The organism is Streptomyces sp. XM83C (assembly GCF_023072675.1).
Taxonomy (GTDB): Bacteria; Actinomycetota; Actinomycetes; order Streptomycetales; family Streptomycetaceae; genus Streptomyces; species Streptomyces thermocoprophilus.
On the sequence record NZ_JALLGL010000661.1, the window covers coordinates 1 to 509 of the forward strand.

The following is a 509-nucleotide window of genomic DNA, read 5'->3' on the forward strand; positions in this document are numbered from 1 at the left end:
TGCACGGTCTGCTCGACGCCGTAGTCAAGGACCCCGCCCTCGCGGAAGCGATCACGGCGGCCGACGGTGTCGCTGCGGGGGCTGAGCCGCTCGTGCGGCAGCGTCTCCCAGGACGGGTACTCCACGACGCCCTCGGGCGGCAGCAGGGAGCGCAGGGCGGCGGCGAGGTCCTCGGCCTCACGGCCGGTGGCGGTGACCGCGAGCACGGGCCGGCCGCTGTGCCGGGCCAGCGCGGCGATGGAGAAGGGGCGGGCGGCGGGCGGGCCGACGAGGTCGACGTGCATCCGGTTGCCGTCCGCGGCCGCCGTGATCGCTTCCGCGAGGGCGGGGTCCTTGACTACGGCGTCGAGCAGACCGTGCAGGCTCATGGAGGCGCTTTCCGTCCAGGGGGTCGGCAACACGAAGGGCCCGACACGTGGGACGGGCCGGGGGTGTCCAGGGTACGACTTGGCCGGGGTGCTTGCCGGGGCTGTGGATGACGCAGGGGGCGCGGGGGACGCCGCGAGGGG

1 protein-coding gene is annotated in these 509 nt (G+C 75.4%); it reads right to left on the reverse strand.

The genetic code is table 11. The features are described 5' to 3' along the window. Positions 1 to 368 (reverse strand): hypothetical protein (locus tag MTQ10_RS30975; protein ID WP_247474149.1); only part of this gene is annotated, 368 nt, incomplete at its 3' end. Positions 369 to 509 lie beyond the last annotated feature (141 nt).